Source organism: Serratia sp. S4, from assembly GCF_000347995.1.
GTDB classification, from domain to species: domain Bacteria; phylum Pseudomonadota; class Gammaproteobacteria; order Enterobacterales; family Enterobacteriaceae; genus Serratia; species Serratia quinivorans.
In genome coordinates this window covers 1,016,504-1,036,307 of record NZ_KB661120.1, presented here as the reverse complement: position 1 = coordinate 1,036,307, position 19,804 = coordinate 1,016,504, and the positions used below count along the sequence as shown (strand labels likewise).

Genomic DNA, 19,804 nt, shown 5'->3' with positions numbered 1-19,804 from the left:
GTTTGCCAGACAAGCTGGATCATAAAACGTTAAAGTTGATATTACCGATATATAATGATGCACCGGTCGGCAAGTTAGTCAGATCGATATAGAACAACAGCCATTGCTGGCTACCATCAGCAATATTACGCGGCGCTTGCCCGCTGCCTACATTGAAATCGCTGGCGTTACCGAACATGTTGATTGCCGTAGTTGGCGCGGTGGTCACATTGACCGTACCGAAGTTCCAGGTATCCTTAACGTTAGAGAAATAATAGCCGACCGGTGCGGTCACACTGCGGATCCCCTCCCCGGAAAATGCATAACCGGCGGTAGTAGTGAAGTCTACCGATCCCATTACCTGCACTCGGCAATAAGGTACCTTGCCAGACTCCATCGCCATCGGGATGGCAATTCGTTGGCTACCGGCAGTATCGGCCGTTTTTCTGATCTCAATGACCTTACCGCTAAAAGCAGAACCGGCAGGCGGATAAACGGTTTGTACCAGATAACTTGCGGCGGTAAATGCATAACCGTATAAAGTGGCCAAATAAGAGGTCACTTGCTCTGCCGTTTGCAACTTCAGCATTTTATTGTTTTTCGAGGTTAAGGGCTGTAACACGGGGCATTGATTTTGGTTAACCATAAAGCATCCCTGAGTTCTTAACTGCCCCTCCCCGGATAACAAGCTGCTGTGCCCAAAAGTGTTCTCAAACTCGCAGTCCTGCAGGATCACTTTGCTGTGGTATTGTTGGGCATCGAAGTAGGAAGGTGCAGTGATAGGGACATTGGTAGTACCGTAAAACTTGGTGCCAACAGCGCTAAAACTGCCGGTACCGGTAATCACCACACGGCTGTCGGTGATATTACTGTTAATTTCCATATGACCACCGAGCATACATACCCGGGCATTCTTAATCATAAAACCGAACTTTTGATAATCGACAGAGCAGTTGACAAAGTTATGCGCACCACCTTCCAGATTCAGAACGCCTCCATTGCCAAAAGTGCAGTTGGTATAGCTGAAGTTCTCCCCGGCGTCGGCGATACCTGCCGGGTAATAAACATCCCCACCTGAGTTTTGCGAGAAATAACAGTCATAGAAACGGATCAAATAGGCGCGCGCGCCGTATCTGACCGCTGGAGCCGTATGGAAATGGTAGAATTTTGCCTCGCGAACAACACATCGACAAAAACGGAAATCCCCCGCGACACCTTCACCTTCAAACAGCATCCCTGTCACACCCAGGTTAATGGTGCTGCTGTCGATACGGTTTGGACTGCATGAATACATTTCCAGTTTTTCTAGCGTGCATTCAATGGTCGGCCGATTTTTTCCGTTGTACAACTGCAACAGGGCTTTCGGATTGTTCACATCCTGGTTAAAACCTTCGTTGGCAAAAATAGCGCCACCGTTAGCGTACAAATTAATACGAGTGTTCCAAATAACGGTAGAGCCGAAACCATATTGACGATTACCTTTAAAGCGCACGCCTGCCGGTTTAGGAGTCCAGTTGATATAGGTGCCACCCGGCGCTGTACCCACAGTACCAACCAACCAGGCCAGCATGCTGCTAAATGCCGGGGCACTGTCATAACCATCGTTTACAAAGTTACCGGATTTATTACGGTAAAATGGTCGGGCTCCCCACCACTCAGGATCGACGCAGTCTTCAAAAACTCGCTCCCATATAACGTTATTGGCGTCTTTAATAAGCATTACGCCGTCGACATCCCAACGATCTACCGTCGGGCTAGTGACTTGCTTGATAAACCGACCGCCGGTATAGCTGTCCGTTACAACAATCTCTTCGGTATTACTGGTGTTTAACGCGACGTCATGCAGAGTGGCAACATAGTAAATGGTGCTCGATGAAGGTAATGGCATAGAGGGCTCCAGGATGTCAGTGGCAGAGGTCATTTAACGCCTGCGAAGGAGTCACAACTATATCGACGACAACAAGGTGGGGTTAGCGTAGCGCGTCCACTGGTAGCTGGCACAACAATCGAAGAATAAGGCACAGGGGAAGCCCCTGCACCCTCAGAAATTAAGGCTGGGTGGTCAGCAGATAGTGGACTACGGCGGCGTACTCTTTGGCATAGCCGTCAACGCTTTGGCTCGCCATTCCGGCATTGTCGATCTTGTACTTGCCGGAAACATAAAACGATGGAGTGGCGCGCACGTCCAGCGCTTTGACCGCTTCATTCTGTTTGGCGATCATGCCCTTCACCAGCAGGCTGTGACGCGCATTTTCATAGGTGGCCGCATCAACACCGGCAGCGGCAAACACCCGCTGAATATCCTGTTCACTGTTGATGGCACGCTTCTTTTGCAGCTCGTCGAACAGCATGCCTTCGATTTTGTCCTCAATGCCCATCACCATCGCCACCGACCAGGCCTCGGTCAGCTCATTCCCCAGTTTGCCCATCAGGCCAACGTGGTATTTGGTCAGTTTGGTGCCCGCAGGCAATGCCTGGCTGACGGTGCTGCCCACATGGTAAGTCTCGGCAAACTGATAGCACGGGCCGCAATAGAAAGAGAAAAACTCCACTACCGCAGGGGCCGACGCCACCGGCTTATCCAGACGAGTATATTGCTCGCCCGCGCGGTAATCCGCCGCCGCAGCAACGGCAGGCAGCAATAACACCAGTAACGCACCGGCAAGCAGACGATTAACTTTAGCCAACATAACTACTCCAATTCAGATGAGAACATTGTCCCTAACGCCGGTGTTTATAATCAAATTATCGGTTCAAGGCCAGGTTTTATTACCTTATGTTTATGTGGAATTGACTCATATCAAAGGTCTGATCCAGAGGGTCAGTGGTGTTCTCCGACCCAGGCACTATGCTTAAAAGAAGGCGTTGACCGGTGCGTAGCTGCATCAGGAAATTGTATACCGAGGTTAAAATGACACCCATTAATAAGAATATTGGCGAATACGATTTCACTGCGGAAAAGAGAGCGGGCATGATCACCGGCACCATCAGCGGTGAATTCCCGGACAGCGATGCCAGCCTTCCTCTGCTGCCCTTCTCCGGTACCTTTGTCGCGCCTTCCGTCGAGGAAGCCATAAACGATATTACGCGGCAATTCCCTGACATAGAGCCGGCGATAATCGATTTATTGCGAGATGAAATGCTCAGGGCGGGATATTAACCCCTCCTACTACCGTAATAGGTCACACCCAGATTAGAATATTCTTACTTACAGAACCTTTTCGGTTTGCCTACTCTTTCCATATTGCTAATACCAACGGCGGAAGATGATACTAGCCATCTTAATTTAGAGATTAAAGGTTATATTATGCATCGTATTATGATGTTCATCAGCACGCTGGCGATTAGCGCAATGCTTTCCGGCTGTATATTCCCGCCTCCAGGCGGTGGTGGCGGCGGTGGGCGCGGTGGCCCTGGCTATCATTTTAACGGCCCACGTTAAGGAGTCAGCCCCTTGTCTGGGGCTGACCGAAAACACCACTGAAATAAATCAGGACATCATAATGAAAAAACTGATACTCATTATTACCGCCGTAATGGCGCTAAATTGCACATCGGTATTCGCTGCAGCACCGGTTAATAAATATAATGACAGGCCGGTAGTTCATCAAAATAATAAAAAGCCGCACAGCAATAAAATGCAACCAAAATCACATCACAATAAACAAGCGCACAAGAAACCATATAAAAAAACGCCAGAAAAACGTGCGCCAGAGGCTCGCCCCGCTCACCACAATTAATGCCGGTGACTGAGTCAGCGATGATTCAAATGCGGAAAACTCACACCCACGTGCTTACCGCGGGTGTGAGTGGCTGAAAATTATTTATAGGCTTTTTGCCCGCAGGGTATCGCCGCTGCGAATAAAATTGCCGGCCCCCAGATGATGAATGGTGTGCAACTGCGGATCGGCGTCGGTAAAGTTCCAGCGGCCACCCTGAAATACCCGTTCATCTGCGGCAGCGGCGACCACTTCGCCGAAACAGGTGTCATATTTCTGCTGAGCGCCACTCTCCGGTAACAGACGGCACTCCAGCCAGGCCACGCAGCCCTGTTCTATCAAGGGGACATTCAACGTCGCACTGGAGATCGTGGCAATATTGAAACGGGAAAACTTATCCTCCACCTCCTGCCCCGAGATATTGCCCACCGCATAGGTGGTGTCGATAAACATCGCAGCCGGAATGCAAATACCAAACACCCCGCTCTCTTCGATCATTTGTCGGGAATGCGCCGCCTTGTCGACCACAATGGCAATTCGCGGCGGCGTAAATTCAACCGGCATCGACCAAGCGGCCGCCATCACATTGCGCCGTGCGCCATCCTGACTTCTGCTGGTGATCAACACCGTCGGGCCATGGTTAAGTAAACGGCTGGCATGTTCCAGTGCAACGGGTCGAAAATGATTCATGGGAAGCCCTTAATGGAGGTATTTGGCTGATCAAATATCGGGGGGAATGGCGATGCCTTCCGTCCAGCAGTGTAGATCTGCGTTGCAGTGGGGATCAATTGCGTTGGCCGTGAAGAAGCACAGAATGTGTATGCATGAGCTGGCGGCGTATTGAGGTCGGGCAGAAATACGCTGCGTCAGCCTTCACTGACGCAGCAGGATAAAACTAGTTTTTCGGCAGTTGAATACGCACCACGCTTTCCGGTTTACCGGCCTTGGTGCTGGCACCGTCATTTTTCACCGTCACGAACAGCACATTGTTACTGGTATCCAGTGCCAGGCTGTTAGGGTGCGGTGGCAAATCCAGCGTTTGCAGGCGTTTGAGGGTCTTCGAATCGAACACCGTTAACGTACCCGCGCCGTGGTCGACACGGACCCCATTGCGGTTGGCGACGTACACCCGCTGATTACGATCGTCCAGCAGCAGACCGATCGGCACTTCATCGGTCAGTTCGCTGGCCAATACCTTGCCGCTGTCCGCGTCCAGTGCAAACACCCGGTGACCACTGCTGCGCTTCACGTAGTCGCGCTCCAGATGAGTGTTGCGATAGTTATCGCGATCGATCCCCTGATCCACGCCTAACAAACGGTTGTTCTTGCCGTCATACACCAGATTCAGCAACTGATCCGCCTGGATCTCTTTGGTGGAGGTGATCGCCAGCGTGTCGGCATTCAGGGTGATCAACTGTCCCTGCATGTTAGAGACAAATACGCGCCGTCCTTTTTCGTCGAGGGTGATCCCTACCGCGTTGTAGCCAAACCCTGGGATCATTTTCTCCAGTTTTTTGGTTTTGGTGTCGACCACAAACAGCACGCTATCCACCCCGAAGCCCAGCCCCGGCAGGAACAGGCGACCGGTCTGCGCGTCATATTTCACCTCGCGGATACGGTATTGATAGTCTTCGGTTATCTTGAAGCGCTTAAGCTCTTCGAGCAAAAACTCCAGTCGTTTACCGCTGATACCGGCGTCTTTGTAGGTTTTTTCCAGCATGCTCTTTTCGGTCACCGGGATGCTGGCCAGTGCTCGGTTAGTGGTGGTGTCGACCACGCCGACCGAGCCGTTGAAACCTTGTGTCAGATAGAGCCGATGCCCGGCATCATCCAGCGCCACGCCGAAGCCCTTCACCTGCAGCGGGATCTCCGCCTGCACCGCCAGCGTGGCCGGATCCAGACGCAGCACGCGGGATTTCGCCTCTTCCTTCCAGTCCGGCGCACTGACAAACAGTGCCTGCTGGCTTGGGCTGAAGGCCATTTCCACCACCGCCGACGATAAAGGCTGACGCTTGATATCTTCTGGCTTAATACCGGCATCACGGGCCTGTGCCGCACCGGCCACCACCAACGACGTGGCGATCAACAATGACAATAAAGCGCGGGGTGTTCCTAAAGTTCCAGACATCCGTTTATCTCCATGAAAGTAATAAAGTCAGTTAGGGTGAACAGTGTCATTGCCGTGGTACCGGCGGCAGGGCTGCCAGCGGCATATCCCCGTCGGCCAACTGGGCAAAATGTGAAAACACGTGCTGAATGCTGCCGGCAATCAGCTCAGCCTGTTGCGCGGTGTAGTGATCGGTGCGGTAGGTCATCATCACGCGCAGGGATTTCGCGCCATCGAGATTTTCTTCCATCACTTCAAACTGTAAACCGAGCAGCGATGCGGTTTTCTCCGGCTCTACCTGACGGTAGGCCACCCTGCGGCCATCCTGCAGGGTGAATGCCCCATTCAACTTGATGCGGCTGTGGATCTGAATGAACACTTCGAACATGTGATTCTTGCGATCGGCATCAACGCCAAACAGCCCTTCTTCCACCAGATCGATGGGGATATCGGTGTAGGGCATGGAACCGTTGATGGTGTTTTTAACCTGATCAATCAGGCCCGCCACCGTCAACTGTTCGGCGAAACGTACCCGGTGCACCACCACAGTGGTGAAGTAGCCGATGGTGTCGAAAAACTCGGCGTCGTTACGGCCAGAGGTGGAAGTGCCCACCAGCAGATCCGCCGGGCCACCGAGCAGGCGCAGGGCCGAGGTAATCCCGGCGTAGACCACGTTGAACAGTGAGGCGTTGTTCTTTCTGGCCTGCGCGTACAGCCCATCGGCCACCGCCGGGTCGACGTCAAACTCCAGCCAGCCGCCGTCAACGTCGGCGTCGGCCGGTACCGCAGGATGGTGCGAAGGTTGCTGCTGGAACAACGGCTGACCGACCGGCGCGTCGCGCAGGTTATCCAGCCAGTAATCCAGGTGCTGCTGTACTACGCCGCCCGCCTGCTGCTGCCGGGCAAAGGCGTGAAACTGCGGCACGGCACTTTTCCACTGCGGCGCTTGCCCCGCCACGCGCTGGCTATAGGCAACCCCCAATTCGTCCATCATCAGGTTCAGCGACCACTCGTCGAGTACCACATGGTGGAACAGCAGCGAAAGCAACTGCTGACCGGTGGCGGCATCCCGCAGGAAGGTCGCGCGCAGCGGCAGCTCGGCGGTCAGATCAAAGCGGTGATCCCCCGCCCTGGCCAACAACTCACTGGCATTACCGGCCGGTGTTTCATCGGAGAAATAAAACCAGCCGTAATCCAGCAGGTCAGCGGCTGGCACCACCTGTTGATATACCTCGCCGTCGCGGTCGATAAACAGCGAACGCAATACGCTGTGGCGGGTCATCACGTCGATAAACGCCTGACGCAGCGCGGTTTCATCCACCGGATCAAGGAAACAGATGGCGAATGGCAGATTGAAGATTTCGTCGTGGCCGAAGGCCTCGTAGACCTTCCACAAGGAGTGCTGCGCCAGAGACAACGGCGCCTGAACCGCCTCCCCCTGTGTTTGCGCGGCAAGTTGCGGTGCGCTCGGTTCCGCCACTGCCTGACGTTTGGCGTAAGCCGACAATCCACGGGCGGTCGCGTGGCTGAACAGATCGTTAATGTTGAGTTCGATGCGGTGCAGGCTGAGCAGGCGGCCGATAACCCGGGTAGCCACCAGCGAGTGCCCGCCGCGATCGAAGAAATCTTCATCGGCGGTCATCTCCGGTGCGACCAGCGCGTCACGGAATTCCGCCAGGATCAGTTGGGTAATCTCGGCATTTTCTGCTTGCGCGTCTTGAGTCGCCAAAACGCTCTCTTGCAAGGTTGACGGCTGCTCAGCGGCAGGAAGCAGCGCCGTGGTTATTAACCGTCCGGCGAGGAAAGCAACAAACTGCTCCAGCAGGAAAGGCGCGGCATGTGGGGTTAAACGGGGATCAGTAACCAGTTCCAGCACCACCGAGTCCGGATCCGGCAGGCTCAGGGCCAGCACCATTTCAAACGGCGTATGCAGTGGTGGCAGCAACAGTCGTTCGGCGCTGACACCGTCAAGCTGCAACGCCACCGACGAGTCTGCCAGCCAGGTCACCAACAGTTGGGCCAGTTGGGGATTAGCCCGTTCCGCCGTTTGCTGTGTCAGCAGGCGAGTTTCCGCCTCAGGATCCACAGGCCCCAGGGTCAGACGTTTGAGTTGTGCAGTGCTCATCCAGGCGTCCAGACCGCTCGCCTGCTGCGCATCGCCCTGCGGCACACTCAGTTGCACCGATTGTCCGCCGGACTGGGCGCTGATAAAGCGCCCAAAACGCACGGCAATCGCCGCCAGCAGCGTCGCCGGGTTGTCTGCAGCCGGCAAGATTTTGCGCGCTACGCGAGTCGCTATACGCACCCCGGCCTGAGCCAGTAGCTCATCCTGAGGGACGGATGTCTGGTAATCGCGCAGGGCCGTCGCCTGACGCGGCCACGGCAGCACCAGTTCGCTGGCTTCCGCCAGGGTCGCCACCGGAGGAATGATGGCAAAACTCGGCGTCGGCTCAATGCCGTTATACAGCGCCGACAGCATGGTCAATAATTGCCGACAGGACAGCGTTTCCGCCAAAATATCGTGCGCCACCACGCCTAATACCGCACCGGTGCCGGTGAACAGCAGGAAACGTATCGGTGCTTCTCGCGCCAGTTCGAGAGGAGCGGCCTGCGCCTGCAGCAAACGGCTAACCGCCTGTCGTTCGTCCAGCACCGCCTGAATGCTCACCGGGTTTAGCGTCGCGCTACCGCGCAGTTTGCGTAAGCCCTGTTCGTCATCGAAGTCATAACGAACGTCCAGTTCAGGCATCAGCCGCGTCAGGGCTTCCAGCGCGCTAACCAAACGGCCGATATCCGGCTCGCCGCCCAGACGCCAGGCCATTGCCTGCTGGCTGCTGCCATCGCCCCGCTGCTGGTGCATGAACCACGCCAGCTCTTCCGCTTCACTCAAGGGTTGAGAGGCATCCGCCGCCCGCGCACCCAGCGTCTGGAACGCCAGATCCAAACGCTGGGCTTCGTCATCGCTAAGAATATTGTCAAAATAACCGCTCACTGCTCTATCTCCTTGCGCCCGGCCACGCCGGAACATCGGGGAACGCGAGTCATGAAAAGGGGCGTTGGTACGCCCCTTGTGCAGACTGGCTGCTACCGCATCAGAATGTCAGTTCAAGTGCCGCGCCAATCATGCGCGGGCGCTGTTGAGTCGCCGTGTACACGTCGTTGCCGCTGACCATCACGCGACGCTCAGAGTCAAACAGGTTCTGTGCATACAGGGTGGCGCGCCCATAGGCGAAGGTGTACGCCAGTTGGGTATTCGCCGACCAGTAAGAACCGATGCGCCCGCGTGAGTCGTTGTCGTACTGCGAGTAGTAGGAGTCCGAGAACGCCACGTTGCCGCTCAGTTCCAACCCGGCCATCAGTTGGTACTTGGCGCCCATGTTGGCGGTATAAGCCGGCGCACGCGCCAGTTCGTGCCCATCGACGCCGCTGCCCGAGAACTTCTTGATTTTGGTCTTCAACAGGCCAACGTTAGTGAACAGCTCGAAGTCCCAGCGCGGCTGCCAGGTCGCCCCCATCTCCGCACCGTAGGTTTCCACCTTGTCGGCATTGCGGATCACCGATGAGTTTGGCCCCAGGGAGTACGGCAGCTGCATATCCTTGTAGTCGTTGTAGAAAATGTTGCTGGTCAGAATGACGTTGGCGTCTTTCAGGTGGTGACGAGTGTAGAGCTCATAGTTCCAGACATACTCGGAACCGTAGGTGTAGTTGACCACCGGCGTGCCGATAGTGATGCCCGCGCCACCGGCGTTATAACCCCGCGCCACCTTGGCGCCGTAGGTCTGGGTATCCGTCGGTTTCCAGGCCAGATCCAGCTTCGGCAGGAACACGTCGTAGGTTTCGTCGAAGTCGATACGTACGGCCTTGCTGCCACCGGTACGCTGACGGTGCTCTCGCTCCAGGCGGCTGGCGGCGGTAAGGTCCACCTGTGGCGTGATGGCATAGGTCAGTTCGGCAAACACCGAATTGGTGTCGGTTTTATCCTTGAAGGTGGAACCACCGAAAATGTTAACGAACTCATCCTGCTTGGCATGGAAGTAACGCAACCCCGCCAGCCCGTGCAGGCGGCTGCCCGGCCCGCCAAAGCGCGCCACCGGCTCCACATGCACCTCTTTGCCGCCGATATCGGCGTACGGCAAGGCATAAGCGGTAGGACGGTTGATATTGAAGTCGGTGTAGATCACCCGGTTTTCCAGCGTCAGGCTGTCGGATTGCTCCCAGGCCAGATCCCAGACGCCGCTGTTGGTGTTGCTTTTAAATACCGCACGGCGCGGATCGTGACGCAGGCTGGTCGGGTGAACCAACGGGTTGAGGCTCTCGTTTTGCGGTGAGGTGCTGCCAAAATGGTTAAAGGTCAGCTTGGTGGTCAACTCGCGCATGCCTGCCGGGTTGAACAACAGTTTGGCACGGGCGGTAGTGGCTTCAACCTCGCGCGGATCGCCCACCGGTTCATAGGCGGGCAGGTCGACGTCACTACGGCGGCGCTGACGATCGACGCTGATGCGGAACGCCAGTTGGTCTTCCACCAGCGGGCCGGAGACCATGGCGGACAGTTGTGAAGAATGCTGGTTGCCCGCGCCCCCCTTGAAGGCACTTTCCCAGTCAAAGGTCGGATCCTTACTGGCCATCACGATGGCGCCGGCAATGGCGTTGCGCCCCTGAATATAGCTCTGCGGCCCGAGGAAGACTTCTACGCGATCCAGATCCCACAGCGACTGCGGGCCGTAGGCCTGCTCGTTATAGGTTAATGAACGCCCATCCAATGACAGATTGAGACGTGGGCGGGTGCCGCTGAGGAAGGCATTGGCACCGGTATTCGGGCCGGAGCCATCGATACCGCGCACGGTCGGAAGGTCGTTACCGATGCCCACATCCATGACGTTGGCAGTCATCCTCAGTAAATCAGGGACCTGCAACGCATTGGGCATAGAGGCAATACGTTCGCTGTCGAACACTTGCACGCTGGAGCCGGTATCAAAAATGCTGCGTTTGATTTTTTCGCCGGTGACCAGCAGGCTCTCGGAGTCCTGCCAGTTGTCGTTATGTTTGCTGTCTGCGGTTTCCTGAACTTTCTCGTCCACGGCGGCGGCGTTAACGCTGCCGACAAACAGAGAGCAAAGACCCAGAAAGAGTGAGGAAAATGCCCCGATGACCTGTAAGCCTGCTTTTTCCTTGTTTCCTACGATTTTATGCCTTTGAGCCGCTGAATGCTTGCTCATAGATGTATTCTCCTTTCATCCCAGATGCACAAAAATTTAATTGTTTTCACATAGGTAACGACGCTGCTTTTCACACTGACAATGGCATTGCGGCCTTCCTGACCTTGCTGTTGCATATCCTTGCCGCAGACAAACGCCCCACCCCCGATACGCAGCGGGTAGAGGCTGATTTTTGTCTGGAAACGTAAAGAATTGTTAATAATGATAATATTTTACATATTTTAATGCAAATCATTATCACTTGAGTGAATGAATACCAGGGAAAACAATCAGAAAGGAGATCGGTAAAGCAAAAGATTCACATCACTAAAAAAACAATAATTTCATTTAAAATGAATATAAAACATAACCATATCAGAGTTAATAATTTATCCCCCTGAGTACCATCCAGCATTAACCACATTATTCCTCTGCGTTATCACCATAAATATTAATAGTAATAATTTTCATTCCCATTAACATTGCAATATATTCTTACAGTCTCTCAATCTTGATGGAAACCCGATGAAAGCCTTGACTACGATGCAGGCCGCCTACTGGGTGGGCCGGCAATCCGCAGCGCCACTGGGAGGCGTCAGTGCCCACCTGTATGCGGAATTTAACTGCTGCGACCTGGATGTCGAACGACTGAGACAGGCCGTTGCCCTTCTTTACCTGCATCACCCCATGTTACGCCTGCAGGTCACCGCCGATGGCCAACAAACTATCGCCCCCTGCGGCCCGCAACATGGCCTGCATCTGGACGATTTTAGCCACGCGGACACTGCCGATGTTACCCACAGGCTTGCCGAAAAACGGCTGGCGAAAAGCAGCCAAATGCTGCCGCTGGAACAGGGTATCCCCTGTGATATCAGCCTCAGCCTGCTGCCGGGTGGCCACAGCAGGTTGCATGTCGATTTGGATATGATTGCCGGTGATGCCATGAGCTTTCGCGTGCTGATGGAGGATTTGGCGCGCTTTTATCATCAATGCCCGGCTGCACCGAGCGACAATGGCATTGCCTACTTTGACTATCTGGAACGGCAGCAAGCTGACACCGAGCTTCAGGCACACCGCACCCGCGCGCAGGCCTGGTGGCGTGAGCGGCTAACCCAGTTGCCGCCCGCACCGCACCTGCTGCGTACCCCGGATCGCTGCCGTAGCGATCGGCTGGCGCTGCAACTGAGCGCCACAGAAACCAAAGCCCTGGAGCAAGTCGCCAAAGCGCACCGCATCACGCTTTCATCGTTGTTTTTAGCGCTGTTCGCCGTCACCGTCGGCCACGGCTGGAGGCTGTCGCGCTTTCGGCTGAACGTACCGCTGTTCCATCGTGCCGAAGAAAACGTCGACAACCTGATTGGTGACTTCTCCAATTTGGTGCTGCTCGGCGTGGAGCTGGATCCGGCAGAAAACCTGCCCGCCTTCTGCCGACGCCTGATGTCGCAGTTGGCAGAATTGATCGCCCATGCCGACTATCCGGGCGTCAGCGTGATGCGCGATCTGTCGCGCCTGCAGGGCAGCATGCAGCCCTCGCCGGTGGTATTTACCGCCGGTTTCGGCATTCGCGGCAAAGCGCTGTTCTCAGACAATGTCACCCGCACCTTTGGTCCGCTGGAATGGGTGATTTCCCAGGGACCGCAGGTGGCGCTGGATGCCCAGGTGGCGCACGCCAACGGCGGCATTCTGATCAACTGGGACGTGCGCCTGGATGCCTTCCCGGATGGGCTGCTGCCACAGTTGTTTGCCACCTATGGCGCCTTGCTGAAACAGGCCGCCAACCAACCGGGCAGCTTCAATCTGCCGCTGGCGCAGTGGCTGGCAGAGTGTTCCACAGCGGCATTGGCCCGCCAAATGCCAGTGCGCCAACTGCTGCATCGTTTGCTGGCACGCGTGGTGCCGGACGCCAGACTGAGTGATGACGACGACATCAACGCCCTGCCATTGCCGCAGGACGGGCTGCCGGCATTACTGGCGGTGGTTAACAAATATCTGTCGGTGGCGCTGACCCCGGCGGACGTAGCGGCTAATCCATCCCCGGCGGCCCTTGCTGCGCTGATCTGCCGGCAGGCGCCCAACGCCGCCGAGGGGGCGCAAATGCTGCTGAAGGTACTGACACCCAAAGCCTGATATCAGTGACGGGCGCGTAGCCTCACGCGCTCCGCATTCTTTTCGTTGGTTAGCGACAATAGGGAAATACCATGGAGACACCATTAACCACGCTGCAGCAGGCTTATCTGCTCGGCCGCAGCGAACAATGGCCGCTCGGCGGCGTGGCAATGCACGACTTTCGCGAATATCACGGCCTGCGGCTGGATTTGGCACGGCTGGAAGCCCGGCTGAGGGAGCTGGTACAACATTACGCGGCGCTTCGCACCTGCATCGATCCCCAGCGCTTTACTCAGCATGTTCGGCCGGAAGCCACGCTGAACCTGGATCGACAGGATCTGCGGGCGCTCGATCATCAGGCTGCACAACAACGTCTGGCCGACCTTCGCGAGCAATATTCGCACCAGCGCCACGATCCCGCGCAGCCGCTGTGGCGTATTGTCGCCATTCAATTGCCAGAGATGCAGGACGAGGCAGGCAACCCTTACGACAGTGTGATTTTCACCAGCTTCGACGCGCTAATTCTCGACGGTCAGGGCATCTCCAGCGTGATCGCCCGGCTGTTTGACGACGCCACGCTGCCGCCCATCGCCCCCACCAGCCCACCGGCCATCGCCACGGCAGAGCAGCGTCAGGCCGACGCCGCCTACTGGCAGGCCAAGCTGCAGGACATTACCACCCCGTCGGCGTTGCCGTGGCGCACTCCGCTGGCCAATATCAAATCTTCGCGTTACCGCCGTGCCAACCTGACCCTGCCGCGCGAGGTACTGAAACAGTTTTCACGCCTGGGGTCCGCCCATGCCCTGCTGCGCAACAGCAGCCTTTCGGCGCTGATCCTCGATACGCTGGCGCAATGGACCACCGACGGCGAGCTTTGCGTTGGGGTGCCGGTGGCATTTCCAGCGGCGGATGGCTCACTCAGTAACGCTTCCACCTTCGTGGCGGTGCGTTATACCCGCCTTGGCGGCAGCTTTGTCAGCCGCGCGCAGGCGCTGCAAGACGACGTGCTGGGCGCGCTCGACCACCTGACGTTTTCCGGCGTTGATCTGGCGCGGCAGCTACAAAGCCACAGTCAGGGATCTCCTGCGCTGCCGGTGATCCTCACCAACTGTCTGGGCTGGGAGACACTGCCGGCCCATGCACCAGTGCGTTATTTTGACGGCGTAACCCAGACGCCGCAGGTGGCGATTGATATCCGGCTGACGCAGGATGCCGACAAAAACCTGCTGCTGTGCGTTGACTATGCCGAGCAAGCGCTGGATGGCGAGCAGGTGCAGGCGATGCTGGGCGCGTTGCAGCGCCGGGTGATGCTGATGTGCCGGGACGGTGATCTGGAAATTGCCCCGGCGCAATTTATCGATTATCAGCATTACCGCCATAACCACGACGAGGCGGCATTCAGTGCCTCCCCTTATCTTGCTCAGTTGGCGGAACGACTGTTTAACGATCCGCAGCCACGACCGGCGCTGATCTGCGATCAACAAACCCTGACTTACCCGCAACTAGGCGAACAGGTCGCCGCGGTAATGGCCAACCTGCAACAGCGTGGTCTGGGGCCTGGCAGCGTATTGGCGCTGTATCTGGCGCGTAGCCCGGAGCATGTCACTATCTCGCTGGCCTGTGCGCTGTTGGGGATTATCTGGGTGCCGATCGACATTAACTCGCCGCCGGAGCGCACCGCTTATCTGCTGACCAACTGTCGGCCGGACCTGGTGGTTCAGCGTGGTGAACTGGAAACACCGAACGGGGTAACACCGGCAGCGCTGCTCGCCCCGTCAGCAAGCCACGCAGCATTGCCGGACCGCCAGACGCTGACCGAGCGCAGCGCCAGCAGCGAGGCCAGTTATTACCTGTATACCTCCGGTACCACCGGCAAGCCGAAGTGCGTGGTGCTCAACAACCGCGCCACCGCTAACGTTATCGGCCAGACCCTGCAACGCTGGGCGGTCACCGCCGATGACGTGATGATCTCGGTCACGCCACCGCACCATGATATGTCGATGTTTGATCTGTTCGGCTCGCTCAGCGCCGGTGCGACCCTGGTGTTACCGGCACCGCATCAGGAAAAAGACGCCATCAGCTGGAACCAACTGGTGGAGCGCCATCGCGTCAGCCTGTGGTGTTCGGTACCGGCCATTTTGGAGATGCTGCTGACCTGTAAAACCGAAGACAGCCTGCGTTCGCTGCGGCTGGTGGCTCAGGGCGGCGACTACATCAAACCGGCCACGGTGCAGCAATTGCGTGGCCTGCGCCCGGATATCAGCCTGTTCTCGCTCGGCGGGCCAACCGAAACCACCATCTGGAGCATCTGGCACCCGATAGCACCGCAGGACACCGGAACCGTGCCCTATGGCCAGCCATTGCCGGCCAACCAGTATTTTATTTGCCATGACGACGGCAGCCACTGCCCGGCCGGTGTGGTCGGCCGCATCCACACTGCCGGGGTGAATCTGGCATTGGGTTATCTGGAAGACGGTGATTTAAAACAGCATGATTTCGTCACGCTGGAGGGGCCAGACGGCCAACCGCTGCGCGCCTTCCGCACTGGCGACCAGGGTTACTATCGTGCCGATGGCAATATCCTGTTCGCCAGCCGGGTGAACGGCTACGTGAAAATCCGTGGGGTGCGCGTCTCGCTGCCGGAGATTGAAGACGTCTTGCGTGGACACGAGGCGATCCTCGACATCGTGGTGGTGGATTACCCCGGCGGAGATAACGGCGAAGCCACGCTCGGGGCGATGTACCTCACTCACAACGGCGAACCATTGTCGCTGGCAGCGATCCGCGCGTTCTCAACCGGTTATCTGCCCTGCACCCATATCCCGACGCGCTTTATCCACGCCGAAGCGCTGCCGCTTTCGGGCAATGGCAAGACAGACCGCCACCGCATCCGCGCCGCCTTCAGCGCCGAACGGGCGGCACCGGGGTTAAACGCCTGCGCCGCACCGTTGCCAGGCGCAGCACCGGCCAATAGCGGCAAGATTTTAGCTATCTATTTGCAGACCATCGGCGCAACGCCGCGCCCGGAATGGGGAGATGAAACCGCCTTTATCAGCATGGGGCTGAAACTGCCGCACATTCGGCAGGTGGCCGCGCAGCTCAACGACGCCTTCGGCACCCGTCTGCCACCCACGCTGCTGATCCCCTGCAAAAATGCCCGGGAGGTCGCAGCGCTGCTGGCGCGTTAAGCGGGATATCACCGCGGGCAGGGTCAAACCCTGCCCGATTTTTTCAAGCGGGCACCGCCACCAGTTCACCGACCGCTGTTTCCAACGCCTCTTCCTGCAACGCACGCAGTAAAAACTCCTGCAGGGCATTGCCATAGTCGGCAACTCCTGCCGTGGGGAACTGCTGCACGTAAATATCAATATCCAGATACAGATCGCCGGCATCGGTGCGGCCACGGAAAGTCAGGTTAGCGCCGTCGCCAGATCCGCCGGCCAGTACCCGACGCGTGCTGGTGCAACCGCTGAAACCGGCCGGATCAAACGGCTGGACGTTAATAAACGGGGAGATAAACAAACGCGAAGCCGGCGTCACGCCGCGATCGGCAGCAATCTGCCGCAAGCGATAACCGGCGTGACTGCGCAGCTCGCGCAGCCTCTGCGCCATGTCCGACAGAAAACGCCCCAGCGTCTCCTCCCCGTGCAGTGATACCAACAACGGCAGCGTATTGACCGCCAGCGCCGGAGTATTGGTCGCCTGGCTGCTGCGGCGATTCATCACCGGCATCCATAGGGTGCGCGTATCGCCTTTATCATGCGGCAACGGCGGTAAGGTAAAGAACAGCCAGGCGGCGGACAGTGCCAGCAGCAGATCGGGCCAGCCAATACCGCTGCGTTCCGACAGCTCACGCAACCGCAGCGAAATCTCTTCCGGCAGAGCCGTGCTGGTGCTCAGGCATTTCACGCCGTACTCCCGGCCGCCTTTGCGCACCGTCGGCAAGGTCTGCGACGGCGGCAGATAGTTCTGCCAAAAAAACCGATCCTTTGAGCAACGTTCAGAAGCGGCATAGGCCAGTTCATGATGCTGGAAAGCGCTGAAGCTGCCCAGAGCCTGCCCCACTGCGCCGTTGCCAAGGAAATGCGCGTATAGCGTGGCGCAGCGGTGTTCGACCAACGCCATACCGAAGCCATCGATCACAATATGATGAGTACGCAGATACCAGACGTAGCGCGACGGATCCAGTTTGATCAGCCATACGGCCGCCACCGGTTCGCTGCGTAAATCTATTGGTCGTTCGACATCCGCCTGCATCAGCCGCATCGCCGCCTGATAAGGATCGGACTGCGCCTGCAGATCAATTTGCTGCAAGGGCGGCACCGATTGAGGGTCGTAACGCTGCAGCGGCGGGCTATCGCCAGTACCGGCGCTAAGCCGTAAGGCAAACGCCTGCGTTTCCGCCATGGTGAGCGTGATTGCCCGAGCCAGCGCCAGCCCATCCACCGCGCCACGGAGTTCGGTGACGTGGGCGACGGTGGAAAAGGGCTGCCTGGGGTGCAAGGTAAATTCGTCCCAGAAGTCTAACTGCGCCGGTGTCAGCGGCAGCCATTCAGTAGCTAAAACAGTTCCCGACATGTTACCTACCTTTGAAAAGCCATAAACAAATGTTGAAACAACACAAGCCAAAACCTCGCCGCCGCAAATTACGTTTGATAGCGGCCAAAGCGGGATGAATGCTGGGCACGGCTGGGCGACCCGTTGGCAGACTGCCCGGCGTGTTCCTGCTTATTGTGGTTGGCGTGCCTGACCTCCCTGGTTCAGGTAAAAACGAGACGGCGTGGACCACTAAAAACAACGGCCACAGCGCACTGAAGATGTTTCGATTCAGTTACAAATGAAAATGATAATAACACTTATTATCATTTTCATGAATATAGAACAACCTGTTCATACCGCAAACTTGCCTGACCAACCGGCGCATGACGAAGCAACAGATCGGGAGAGAACTCTCATCCCCCAGTTCCCATATCTGCTATCAATCACTTATATTTAATTTGAGGGCTGCCTGAATGCCAATGCGGCGGCAGTGTCCTCAATTAACCTGAGGGAGCCATCCATTTTATGCGTTTAAAACCAAGCACTGTGGGTTTGTTATTGGCAGGAACCGGCCTGTTGACGGCGGGCCATGCCCTGGCCGCCAGCGATACCCTGGTCTACTGCACCGTGGCCTCGCCGGAGTCTTTCAACCCGCAGCTATCGAGCTCCGGAACCACCTTTATCGCCACCTCGCAGGTGTTGTACAACCGCCTGCTGACGCTGCGTGAAAGCGATAAAACCCCCGCTCCCTCACTGGCGACCGAGTGGACCATCAGCCCGGACGGCAAGACCTACACCTTTACGCTGCGCAAGGGCGTGAAATTCAACAGCAACAAGTTCTTCACCCCAACGCGTGACTTCAACGCCGAGGACGTGGTGTTCACCGTGATGCGCCAAAAAGATGCCAATAATCCGTATCACAAGGTGTCCGGCGGCAACTACGAGTACTTTACCGACACCGGGCTGGACAAACTGATCACCAAAGTGGAGGCGGTGGATAACGACCACGTGCGCTTTACGCTGAGCCAGCCTAACGCCGCCTTCCTGGCGGACTGGACCATGGACTTCGCTTCGATCCTTTCCGCTGAATATGCCGATGCCATGCTGAAAAAAGGCACGCCGGAGAACGTCGATAACTGGCCGATCGGTACCGGTCCGTTCGCACTGCAGCAGTACAAGCAGGACTCGCTGATCCGCTACATCGCCAACCCGCATTACTGGCAGGGCGAAGTGGCCAGCAAGCACCTGATCTTCTCCATCACGCCAAACCCGGAAACCCGGCTGGCGAAGCTGAAAACCAACGAGTGCCAGATTATCCCTGCCCCGCTGGCGGAACAGTTTGACGCCATCAAGAGCGACAAAAACCTGCAGCTGCACAGTATCGACGGCCTGAACGTCGGCTATCTGGCATTCAATACCCAGAAGAAGCCGTTTGATAACGTGCTGGTGCGCCAGGCGCTGAGCTACGCGGTGGACAAAAAGGCCATCGTCGCGGCGGTGTTTAAAGAAAGTGGCAACACGGCCAACTCGATACTGCCGCCGGGCATGCTGGGCTACAACGACAAGCTGCCGGAATACGCTTACAACCCGGACAAAGCGCGTGAACTGCTGAAACAGGCCGGGCTGGAAAAAGGCTTTGAGACCGATATCTGGTCGATGCCGGTAGCCCGCCCTTACAACCCTAACTCACGCCGCATCGCCCAGATGATCCAAAACGACTGGGCGAAAGTGGGCGTGAAGGCCAAAATCGTCACCTGGGAATGGGGCCAGTACCTGGCCGGGCTGCGCAAAGGGGAACAGCAGAGCGCGTTGTACGGCTGGATGTCGGATAACGGCGACCCGGACAACTTCGCCACGCTGCTCAACTGCGCCGGCGTGCAGACCGGTGCCAATGCGGCCCGTTGGTGCGACAGCAGCTATGACAAGCTGATCCAGCAGGCAATTTCGGTCAGCGCCCCGGCCGAACGCGCCAAGCTTTACCAGCAGGCGCAGGTGATTTTTGCCAAACAGCTCCCCCTGCTGCCATTGGCTAACGGCAAGGTGTTCTACGCCACCCGCAGCAACGTCAGCGGCTATGTGGTTGACGTTAACGGCAGTGACTTCGCCAAAGCCAAGGCCAACTGAGTCACTACACGCGCCGGATGATTTTCACATCCGGC

At 57.0% G+C, this 19,804-nt stretch carries 13 protein-coding genes; 6 read left to right on the top strand and 7 right to left on the bottom strand.

The genetic code is table 11. From position 1 onward, the window contains the following. Positions 1 to 19 precede the first annotated feature (19 nt). Together SERS4_RS0105450 and SERS4_RS0105445 are read right to left on the bottom strand one after the other, a co-directional pair. Positions 20 to 1,867 (bottom strand): hypothetical protein, encoded by a 1,848-nt coding sequence (locus SERS4_RS0105450; protein WP_017891753.1) that lies wholly within the window; start codon positions 1,865 to 1,867, stop codon positions 20 to 22. A gap of 160 nt (positions 1,868 to 2,027) precedes the next feature. Beyond that, complete coding sequence (locus SERS4_RS0105445; RefSeq protein ID WP_017891752.1) at positions 2,028 to 2,669, bottom strand: protein disulfide oxidoreductase DsbA; 642 nt, start codon at positions 2,667 to 2,669, stop codon at positions 2,028 to 2,030. 221 nt (positions 2,670 to 2,890) lie between these two features. Here SERS4_RS0105445 and SERS4_RS0105440 point away from each other — a divergent pair, with 221 nt between their 5' ends. The 3 genes from SERS4_RS0105440 (at position 2,891) to SERS4_RS0105435 (ending at position 3,719) form a co-directional block, all read left to right on the top strand. Beyond that, entirely contained in the window at positions 2,891 to 3,139 is a 249-nt protein-coding gene (locus SERS4_RS0105440) for a hypothetical protein (RefSeq protein WP_017891751.1), read from the top strand. 147 nt (positions 3,140 to 3,286) lie between these two features. Then, a complete protein-coding gene (locus SERS4_RS27390) occupies positions 3,287 to 3,421 on the top strand; it encodes a hypothetical protein (RefSeq protein ID WP_256378003.1) in 135 nt (44 codons plus the stop codon). Between the two features lie 61 nt (positions 3,422 to 3,482). After that, positions 3,483 to 3,719 (top strand): hypothetical protein, encoded by a 237-nt coding sequence (locus SERS4_RS0105435; protein WP_026142226.1) that lies wholly within the window; start codon positions 3,483 to 3,485, stop codon positions 3,717 to 3,719. An 84-nt stretch (positions 3,720 to 3,803) separates the two neighbouring features. On the opposite strand, the gene SERS4_RS0105430 is transcribed toward SERS4_RS0105435, so the two are convergent. The 4 genes from SERS4_RS0105430 to SERS4_RS0105415 all read right to left on the bottom strand — a co-directional run bounded on the left by SERS4_RS0105430 (position 3,804) and on the right by SERS4_RS0105415 (position 11,021). Next, complete coding sequence (locus tag SERS4_RS0105430; protein ID WP_017891749.1) at positions 3,804 to 4,388, bottom strand: flavin reductase family protein; 585 nt, start codon at positions 4,386 to 4,388, stop codon at positions 3,804 to 3,806. 205 nt (positions 4,389 to 4,593) lie between these two features. Next, positions 4,594 to 5,826 (bottom strand): YncE family protein, encoded by a 1,233-nt coding sequence (locus SERS4_RS0105425; protein ID WP_026142225.1) that lies wholly within the window; start codon positions 5,824 to 5,826, stop codon positions 4,594 to 4,596. A gap of 46 nt (positions 5,827 to 5,872) precedes the next feature. Next, positions 5,873 to 8,797: a condensation domain-containing protein gene (locus SERS4_RS0105420; protein WP_017891747.1), complete on the bottom strand. Its 2,925-nt coding sequence runs from the start codon at positions 8,795 to 8,797 to the stop codon at positions 5,873 to 5,875. Positions 8,798 to 8,897: 100 nt separating this feature from the next. After that, positions 8,898 to 11,021: a TonB-dependent receptor gene (locus SERS4_RS0105415; protein WP_017891746.1), complete on the bottom strand. Its 2,124-nt coding sequence runs from the start codon at positions 11,019 to 11,021 to the stop codon at positions 8,898 to 8,900. A gap of 504 nt (positions 11,022 to 11,525) precedes the next feature. On the opposite strand from SERS4_RS0105415, the gene SERS4_RS0105410 reads away from it, so the two are divergent. Further along, positions 11,526 to 13,127 carry a condensation domain-containing protein gene (locus SERS4_RS0105410; protein ID WP_026142224.1) on the top strand — a complete coding sequence of 534 codons (1,602 nt, stop codon included), beginning with the start codon at positions 11,526 to 11,528 and terminating at the stop codon, positions 13,125 to 13,127. A 71-nt stretch (positions 13,128 to 13,198) separates the two neighbouring features. Then, entirely contained in the window at positions 13,199 to 16,294 is a 3,096-nt protein-coding gene (locus SERS4_RS0105405) for an amino acid adenylation domain-containing protein (RefSeq protein WP_026142223.1), read from the top strand. A 43-nt stretch (positions 16,295 to 16,337) separates the two neighbouring features. Here SERS4_RS0105405 and SERS4_RS0105400 read toward each other — a convergent pair whose 3' ends face one another. After that, entirely contained in the window at positions 16,338 to 17,684 is a 1,347-nt protein-coding gene (locus SERS4_RS0105400; protein WP_017891745.1) for a condensation domain-containing protein, read from the bottom strand. Between the two features lie 486 nt (positions 17,685 to 18,170). Here SERS4_RS0105400 and SERS4_RS0105395 point away from each other — a divergent pair, with 486 nt between their 5' ends. Further along, positions 18,171 to 19,769, top strand: a complete 1,599-nt coding sequence (locus SERS4_RS0105395; RefSeq protein ID WP_017891744.1) for an ABC transporter substrate-binding protein — start codon at positions 18,171 to 18,173, stop codon at positions 19,767 to 19,769. Positions 19,770 to 19,804 lie beyond the last annotated feature (35 nt).